Source organism: Methylorubrum podarium (assembly GCF_022179745.1).
Classification (GTDB): Bacteria; Pseudomonadota; Alphaproteobacteria; order Rhizobiales; family Beijerinckiaceae; genus Methylobacterium; species Methylobacterium podarium.
The window spans coordinates 1-8,148 of the sequence record NZ_BPRD01000318.1 but is presented as its reverse complement, the minus strand read 5'-3'; the positions used below and the strand labels follow the sequence as shown (position 1 = coordinate 8,148).

Below are 8,148 nucleotides of genomic sequence, written 5' to 3'. Positions count from 1 at the left end.
CGACCTCGCGGTCGAGCTCGGCCGCGAGGTCGCGCAGGAAGAGGCCCGCGCCGGCATCTCCGACCCGGCCCATTTCGCCTACCCGACCTACGCCCGCGCGGCCACCGGCCGCCGGGACAACATGCGCCAGTCGGCCGCCGCCCTGGAGGGTCAGCTCGCCGAGGCCAAGGCCGAGCTGGGCGAGGCGTTCGAGGAGCTGAAGAAGGTCGAGATCCTCGAGGATCGCGAGCGCTCCGCCGAGCGCGCGGCCGAGGCCGCCCGCGAGCAGGCCGAGATGGACGCGATCGGGCTGCGCGCCCGGGCCTGAGGCCCGTCGCCATCGACCGCCCAGATGGATCGGCCAGGGCGTCGCCGGCCGCAGGGTCGTGCGACGCGGGCGGGTCCGCGTCCTTCGTCCTCATCCGGTCTGGCGGCACCGTGTGCCGGGATGCGCGCGGGGCGATCGCGGGGGCACGCCCCGGAGGGTGCCGCGGTCGAGCGGAACCGTGGCCGGTTCATGACGTTTTAACCTATGTCGTCTGCATCGGGGCGCGGTTCGGCGTTCCCTGCTTTCTTATAGGTGCGCCATGCGGCCCGGAACGCGTCTCCTGCTCGCAGCCCTGGCCGCCGGGGTGATCCCCTCGACGGCGATGTCGCAGAACGTCATCATCCTGGACGAGAATTCCGCTCAGGTTCCCGGGATCGATTCCGGCGAGATGGCCCCGGTCTCCGCACGGAACTTGGTCACGCCGGATGGCGTCGCCTACCGCGTCGACGTGTTCGGCTCGTCACCCGGATCCCGTATGGTCGTCGCCCAGAACCTCGTCACACAGAACGGGACGGCGCCGATCCCCAACGTGAACGATTGCACCTTCATCCGCGATCCGATCGCCCTGCGCGATTGCATCAATCTGTACGAAGGGCAGCGGTTGGGGCCGGGCCCCCGGATCAGCAGCACGGTTCAGACGCAGCTGATTACCGACAAGGCGCTCATCGAGGCGGCGGGTCCGATCCCGGCATCGGGCCGGGTTCAATCCGGCCGATCGCAGGAGCGGGCGAGCCCGCCGAACCTGAGAGGGACCAACGCGGCCTATATCGATCAGGTCGCGCCGTCGCGGTAGGTCGCCGCGCCGTACCTCCCCAAATCGGTGCCGGCCGCCGTCCTTCGGCATGAAACCGTCATGATCGGGCGGCAAGACCCGGCCTCATCGAGACGGTCGCGTCGGTCCCGCTTGCGATGCGCGCGGTCGTGGCGCAGGAGAGACCGCTCCCGAGAGAGGCGGCCGGCATCCATGAAAAAAGTCAGCGAAATCGTTTGGGGCCTGATCGGCCTCGCCGCGGTGGCGGTGTCCTGCTACCTGCTCTGGGGCGAATTGAAGACCCTGTCCTGGGCGAGCATCGAGGCCGCGTTCGCCGCCATCCCGCTCCACCACTTCCTGCTCGCGGCCGTCTCCACTCTCATCGCCTACGCCGCGCTCGCTTGGTACGACCGGATCGCGCTGCTGCACCTGGGCGTGCGCCACATCTCGTGGCTGTTCGTGTCGGTCTGCTCGTTCACCACCTACGCCCTCTCCCACAATATCGGCGCCTCGGTCTTCTCCGGCGCCCTGGTCCGCTACCGGGCCTATACCTCGAAGGGGCTCTCCGCGGCCCAGGTCGCGGTGCTGGTGGCCCTGTGCTCCTTCACCTTCGGCCTCGGCACGATCCTGCTCGGCGGCTTCGTGCTGGTCTACGATCCGGGCCTGCTGTCGCGGCTCGACAACCTGCTGCCCGCGGCGCTCACCAACCCGGCGACCTCCCGGCTGGTCGGCTTCGGCCTCCTCGCCTTCGTGGCGCTCTACGTCGTCGGCTCGGTGCTGCGCTTCCGCCCGCTGACGATCCGCAACTTCAAGATCGAGTATCCGCGGCCCGGCATCATGGTGCGCCAGCTCATCGCGGCCCCGCTCGAACTGCTGGGGGCCGCCGGCATCATCTACTTCGCCCTGCCGGATGCCCTGAACCCCGGCTTCATCGCGGTGCTCGGCATTTTCCTCGCCTCCTTCTCCGTCGCGCTGGCCTCGCACGCGCCGGGTGGGCTCGGCGTGTTCGAGCTCGTGTTCTTCACCGCCATGCAACTCCAGACCGATGCCGAGAAGGCGCCGGTCCTCGCCGCGGTGCTGATCTTCCGCCTGTTCTACCTGCTCATCCCCTTCGCGGTGGCGATCGTCGTGGTGCTGCTGTTCGAGCGCTCGCGCCTGTCGAATGCCCTGGGCAAGGACGCCAAGGCGCCGCCGGAGCCGCCGCTGGTCGCGCCGGGCCTCGACAGCCACGTGATCGAGCAGCGGCTGGAGAAGAAGGCGGTCTGATCCGTCCCTCTCGAAGCATGTGCCGCGGCGGTCGCCTCCCCGAGGCGGCCGCCGCTCGCATTTCGAGGGACTCAAGCGTTCCCGGCACAATTCGTCGCAGTGACGGGCGGTGTGCCAATCCTTACGTCACGCCGCCTCAGTGGATGAATGGGACGCGCAGGCTTGCCGCCCCTTCAGGAACGGTTAAGCTTCGTCGGACGGGGGGGCCATCCTGGCCCCCGGATGGATATCATGGCTTCGATCAAGATTCGGGTTGCCGAGGATGGCACCTGCTCGATCTGCCGGAACGGCACGATCATCAGCAAAGGGCTCACGCGTTCACAGGCCGACCAGATGGTTGCCGTCCTGCGCGCCATCGAGGGGCACGCCTGATCGGCGGCCTGATCAGGCCGCCGTTCCGAGACGACGTCCGACACACGATTCAGATCCGGGCCCACCCTTGCTGAGGGTGGGCTCGACTGTTTTCCAGGCGCTCTTCGTCTGACGGGGGTCTTGCGACCTCACACCGAGCCGACCGTCCGCAGGCGCGCGCGGGAGTGGATCTCCGCCTGGCTCATCACTGGGGTCTCGCGGCGGAAGCGCTCGATGATCGAGCGGACGAACGGCCGGGCCTGGACCGAGGTGACGAGCACGGGCATCTCGCCCATGCGGGCCGCCTGCTCGAACCGGTCGCGCACCGTGTTGACGAACTCGGTGAGCTTCGAGGGCTGCATCGCGAGGTAGCGCTCCTCCCGCTCGCCGACGATCGATTCGAGGAAGGCCTGCTCCCAGGCCGGCGACAGGGTGATGATCGGCAGCGTCCCGTCCGGCCCCTGGTACTGCGCGCAGATCTGCCGGCCGAGGCGGGCGCGGACATGCTCGACGATGTCGCGCGGGTTCTTCACGTGGCCGGCGACCTCGGCGATGCCCTCGACGATGGCGCCGAGATCGCGCACCGAGACCCGCTCGGCGAGCAGGAGCTGCAGCACCCGCTGGATGCCGGTGGTGGCGATCTGCGAGGGCACGACTTCCTTGAGCAGCTCGGTGTGCTCCTTGGGCAGTTCGCGCAGGAGCTTCTGCACCTCGACATGGTTCAGGAGTTCCGAGACGTGCGCCTTGATGAGCTCGGTCAGGTGCGTCGAGATCACGGTGGCCGCATCGACCACGGTGTAGCCCTTGAGCTGGGCCTGATCGCGCAGCCCGGCATCGACCCAGGTCGCCGGCAGGCCGAAGGTCGGCTCAAGCAAGTGCTGGCCGGGAAGCTGCACCTGCCCGCCCATCGGGTCCATCGCCATGAACTGGCCGGGGAAGACCTGGCCGGTGCCGGCCTCGATCTCCTTGACCCGCACCACGTAGGTGTTGGCCTCGAGGCTCACGTTGTCGAGGATGCGCACCGAGGGCATCACGATGCCGAGTTCCGAGGCGAGCTGGCGGCGCAGGGCCTTGATCTGGTCGGTGAGACGGTCCTGGCCCTCGCCGTTGACCAGCGCCAGGAGCGCGTAGCCCATCTCCAGCTTGAGGTCGTCGAGCTTGAGCAAATCGGTGACGGTCTCCTCCGCCGGCGCCCCGCCGGGGGCGGCCGCGCCGGGGGTGCCCTCCGCCGCCTCGGGCGGGGTCTCGCGCTGCGTCTTGGCGATGCGCCACGCCGCGTAGCCGGAGGCGCCGCCGAGCGCGAGGAAGGGCAGCATCGGCATGCCGGGCAGGAGCGCGATCAGCAGCATGACGGCCGCCGACATGCCCAGCGCCTTCGGGTAGTTCGCCATCTGCTTGCCGAGCGCCTTGTCGGCCGAGCCCTTCACGCCGGCCTTCGAGACGAGGATGCCGGCCGCCGTCGAGACGATCAGGGCCGGCACTTGGCTCGCCAGCCCGTCGCCGATGGTGAGCAGGGTGTAGGTCTTGGCGGCCTCGGCGAAGCCGAGTCCCTGCTGGGCGACGCCGATGATGATGCCGCCGACCACGTTGATGCCGGTGATGAGGAGCGCCGCCACCGCGTCGCCGCGCACGAATTTCGACGCGCCGTCCATGGCGCCGAAGAACGAGGATTCCTCCTCGAGCGCCGAGCGCCGGGCCTTCGCCGCCTTCTCGTCGATCAGGCCGGCCGAGAGGTCGGCGTCGATCGCCATCTGCTTGCCGGGCATCGCGTCGAGGGTGAAGCGGGCGGCGACCTCGGCGATGCGGCCCGAGCCCTTGGTGATGACGACGAAGTTCACGATGATCAGGATCGCGAAGACGATGATCCCGATCACGAAGTTGCCGCCCATCACGAAGTGCCCGAAGGCCTCGATGACGTGGCCCGCTGCCGCCGTGCCCTCGTGGCCGTGGCCGAGGATCAGCCGGGTCGAGGCGAGGTTGAGCGCCAGCCGCAGCATGGTGGCGATGAGGAGCAGCGTCGGGAAGACGGTGAATTCGAGCGGGTTGTCGATGAACAGCCCGGTCATCATGATCAGCACCGACATGATGATCGAGACGGCGAGCAGGAGGTCGAGCAGCACCGCCGGCAGCGGGAAGATCAGCACCACGAGGATGCCCATCACCGCGGTGGCGAAGAACAGGTCCGAGCGCTTCGACAGCGCCTGCAGGCTCGCCCGGTTCGGCATGCGCAGGAACGACAGGCCGCCGAGCCCGCCTGCCCCCGCCGGTACGGCCCTCGCCGTCTCGCTCATCGCGCCGAATCCTCGAAGACGAATCGCGCAGCCCACCCGTGAGACTGCACCCGGCAGGATTTGCCGGGTGCAGGGTTAGCGAGGCGTTAACGCCGAGGCGCGGAACCTCGGCCGACGACAGGGCTTGGTCAGGCAACCGGTCCGGCGTCGGCGCCGGACGCCGCCGACGAGCCCTGTCATGCGCGTCCTGTCCCTTCTCATCCTCGCCCTGCTGGCGCCGGCCTCGGTCCGGGCCGCCCCGGAGCCCGAAGCACCGGCCGTCGCCCCTGCGGAGCGGGCGCACGGGGCGGTCGGGGCACGGCTCAAGCCGGGCGCCAACAGCTTCACCGCCACGCAGGTGCGGGCACGATTTTCCGAGATGGGATTTCCCGACGTCGCCGACCTGCACCTCGACGAGCAGGGCATCTGGCGCGGACGCGCGGAGCATGCGGGCCGCACGCTGAGCGTCGGCATGGATTTCCGGGGCGAAGTCGCCGCCGAGTGAGGCCGGGCGACCGTTGAAGACAGACGAGAGGAACGACCATGGCAGCACGCGCCGTCACCGCCCTGTTCGACAGCCAGGAGGACGCCGCCCGCGTCATCGACCGCATCGAGGCGGCCGGCGTGCCGCAGGCGGAGATCAGCATCGTTTCCCTGAACAGCGCCGATCAGCCGGCCGGCTCCATGCCCCACGCGTCGGCCGGTGAGCCGGCGGCCGCGACGCCCGCAGCCGGCGGCGGGCACGAGAGTTCGGCGGCGGAAGGGGCCGGCGCGGGCGCGACGGTCGGCACCGTGCTCGGCGGCGGCGCGGGCCTGCTCGCGAGCCTGGGCCTCCTCGCCATCCCCGGCGCCGGTCCGGTGATCGCGGCGGGTTGGCTCGTCGCGGCCCTGTCGGGCGCGGGCGTCGGAGCGGCCGCGGGCGGCCTGATCGGCGCCCTGACCGGCGCGGGCCTGAGCGGGGCCGACGCCGAGACCTATGCCGAGGGAATCCGACGCGGCGGCACCCTCGTCACCGTGCGGGCCGACGGAGACGTCGCCGACCGCGTCATCGACCTGATGCAGCGCGGCGGAGCGATCGATCTCGACGAGCGTGCCGAGGGCTGGCGGGCGCAGGGCTGGACCGGCGGCACCACGGGGGCACCGCGCGCGACCGGAACACCGTCACCGGTGCCGGAGCCGGCCCTGGCGCCCGAGCCGGGCACCCCGGCCGATCCCACCGCCCCGCACCCGACCCGGCGTCCGCCCAGCGAGATCGCCTGACCGGTCAGCTGTAGAGGTACTTCCGGATCAAGACGCTGAGCCCGAACACCGCCATGGCCACCAGCGCGACGATGCTGGTGATCAGGTGCTTGCGCGGCTCGATCGCCGAGACGGGCACGACCGGGGCGACCACGGGGGTGAAGAACTCGATCTGGCGGTTGGCGACGATGCGCGCCTGCTCGCTCGCCGCCAGAACCTTGTTGTAATAGAGCAGCGCGTTCTTGCGCTCGTTCTCCAGCCCCTCGAACTCCGTCATCGCCTCCGACAGCAGGCGCCGCTGCTCCGGATCGGTGCTGGTCATCTGCCGCTCGATCTTCTCGATGTTGTCGTCAAGATCCTGGATCTGCGCCTTCAGATCCTGGATCGGACGCCGGTCGGGCGCGAGGTCGCGCAGGCTCTGGTTGAGCTGGACCGAGAGGTCGATGCGCTTCTTGCGCAGTTCCGCGATGACCGTGAGGTTGTTCTTGTTGGCCGCCTGCGCGTCGAGGATGCCGGCGCGGTTGCGCAGGTCGCGCATGGCGCGCTGGACGGTGACGAGGCGCTCCTCGGCGTTCTTGAGCTCGCGGGTGCTCTCGGCCAGGGCGGCGTTGCGCGCCTTGAGGCTGAGCTCGTTCACCATGCGCTCGCTCTCGTCCATCAGGGCGCGGGCGAGCGTGTAGGATTCCTGCGGATCGAAGGCGGCGACCGTGAGGCTGATGATGCCGCCGTTGGAATCGACGTGGGTCGTCACGCGCTTGCGCCAGTAGCGCATGAACAACTCGATCGGCTCGTCGGCGTCGAAGCGCGAGAGGAAATCGATGCCGTCGCGCGAGAACATCTCCCGGAGCGGCATCTGCCGTTCCATGGTCTCGATCATCTGCCGGCTGGAGATGTAGCTCATCGTGATCAGCGTGTCCTGAGCGATCATCTGCTTGGACAGGGAGCTGTTGTTGCCCGTCTCCTCGTTCTGCACCTTGTCGACGCTTCCCAACGCCGGGCGCAGGGCGAAGCGCGCCTCGGTGACGTAGCGGTCCGAGGCGATGAGATAGAAGTAGCCGGCGGTCACCGCCGTCGGCAGCAGGAACAGGAGCAGGAAGAGGGCCGGGATCCACGGGTCGCGCCGGATATGCGTCTGGTAGGCGCGGATGCCCCGCTTGTGATCGGACTGGCGCGCGATGCGGGCGAATCGCTTGAGCGATTCCGCGACGGCGGTCGAGCGGTCGGCGGTGGTCAGCGGTGCGCCGCTCGGACTGCTGATCTCGGTGCTCATGGTGTCGGTGCTCGCACGCCCCAAGCGATCTGCCGCGCCGCGCCGGGAGGTGGCGGCGGATGGCAGCCTCTCGTCTCTGGCGCGCCCTCGCGGCGAAAGCGTGTCCGAGCCGCCCTCCGCGAGAGACCCGGCGATGTCCGGGCGACGGGGCGGCCGGATCTCAGCTGTTCAGGCGGCGATAGGCCGTGATCGCCTCGTCGACGTCGTCGTAGACCACCGCCTGCCCGTTGATCAGGATGAGGGCCTGGCTGCAATACTCGCGGATCTGTTCCATGCTGTGGGAGATCAGGATCACGTCCGCGGTCTCGCGCCGCTTGTTGAACACCTCCGCGCAGCGCTTCTGGAAGCGCGCGTCGCCCACCGAGAGCGTCTCGTCGATGAGGTAGGTGTCGAAGGGGATCGCCATGCTCATCCCGAAGGCGAGCCGCGACCCCATGCCGGAGGAATAGGTGCTGACCGGCATGTTCAGGTAACTGCCGAGTTCGGAGAAATCCTCGACGAATTCGAGCACGCGCCGCGGATCCTCTCCATAGATCCGGGCGACGAAGATGACGTTGTCCCGCCCCGTCATCTTCGTGTTGAAGCCGCCTGCGAAGCCCAGGGGCCAGGAGACGCGAAGTTTGCGGGAGATGCGGCCCCGGGTTGGTTCCTCGACGCCGGCGATGAGCTTCATCGTGGTCGATTTGCCGGCGCC

9 protein-coding genes are annotated in these 8,148 nt (G+C 69.3%); 6 read left to right on the top strand and 3 right to left on the bottom strand.

The window, feature by feature from the left end:
• From fliJ to MFF42_RS15940, 4 genes are all read left to right on the top strand, one after another.
• On the top strand, positions 1 to 307 hold a 307-nt coding region (gene fliJ / locus MFF42_RS15955), incomplete at its 5' end, for a flagellar export protein FliJ (RefSeq protein ID WP_238256626.1).
• 388 nt (positions 308 to 695) lie between these two features.
• Positions 696 to 1,100 carry a hypothetical protein gene (locus tag MFF42_RS15950; RefSeq protein ID WP_238256625.1) on the top strand — a complete coding sequence of 135 codons (405 nt, stop codon included), beginning with the start codon at positions 696 to 698 and terminating at the stop codon, positions 1,098 to 1,100.
• A 171-nt stretch (positions 1,101 to 1,271) separates the two neighbouring features.
• Complete coding sequence (locus MFF42_RS15945) at positions 1,272 to 2,324, top strand: lysylphosphatidylglycerol synthase domain-containing protein (RefSeq protein ID WP_238256624.1); 1,053 nt, start codon at positions 1,272 to 1,274, stop codon at positions 2,322 to 2,324.
• Positions 2,325 to 2,555: 231 nt separating this feature from the next.
• Complete coding sequence (locus tag MFF42_RS15940; protein WP_238256623.1) at positions 2,556 to 2,696, top strand: hypothetical protein; 141 nt, start codon at positions 2,556 to 2,558, stop codon at positions 2,694 to 2,696.
• Positions 2,697 to 2,824: 128 nt separating this feature from the next.
• Here MFF42_RS15940 and flhA read toward each other — a convergent pair whose 3' ends face one another.
• Positions 2,825 to 4,966: a flagellar biosynthesis protein FlhA gene (flhA, locus tag MFF42_RS15935; protein WP_238256622.1), complete on the bottom strand. Its 2,142-nt coding sequence runs from the start codon at positions 4,964 to 4,966 to the stop codon at positions 2,825 to 2,827.
• A gap of 178 nt (positions 4,967 to 5,144) precedes the next feature.
• Here flhA and MFF42_RS15930 point away from each other — a divergent pair, with 178 nt between their 5' ends.
• Both MFF42_RS15930 and MFF42_RS15925 read left to right on the top strand, forming a co-directional pair.
• Positions 5,145 to 5,450 carry a hypothetical protein gene (locus MFF42_RS15930; RefSeq protein ID WP_238256621.1) on the top strand — a complete coding sequence of 102 codons (306 nt, stop codon included), beginning with the start codon at positions 5,145 to 5,147 and terminating at the stop codon, positions 5,448 to 5,450.
• Positions 5,451 to 5,488: 38 nt separating this feature from the next.
• Positions 5,489 to 6,205, top strand: coding sequence for a hypothetical protein (locus MFF42_RS15925; protein WP_238256620.1), 717 nt, complete (start codon positions 5,489 to 5,491; stop codon positions 6,203 to 6,205).
• Positions 6,206 to 6,209: 4 nt separating this feature from the next.
• On the opposite strand, the gene MFF42_RS15920 is transcribed toward MFF42_RS15925, so the two are convergent.
• Positions 6,210 to 7,454 carry a KpsE/RkpR family capsule polysaccharide export protein gene (locus MFF42_RS15920; RefSeq protein WP_238256619.1) on the bottom strand — a complete coding sequence of 415 codons (1,245 nt, stop codon included), beginning with the start codon at positions 7,452 to 7,454 and terminating at the stop codon, positions 6,210 to 6,212.
• Between the two features lie 160 nt (positions 7,455 to 7,614).
• A partial coding sequence (locus tag MFF42_RS15915; protein WP_238256618.1) for an ABC transporter ATP-binding protein occupies positions 7,615 to 8,148 on the bottom strand: 534 nt, incomplete at its 5' end.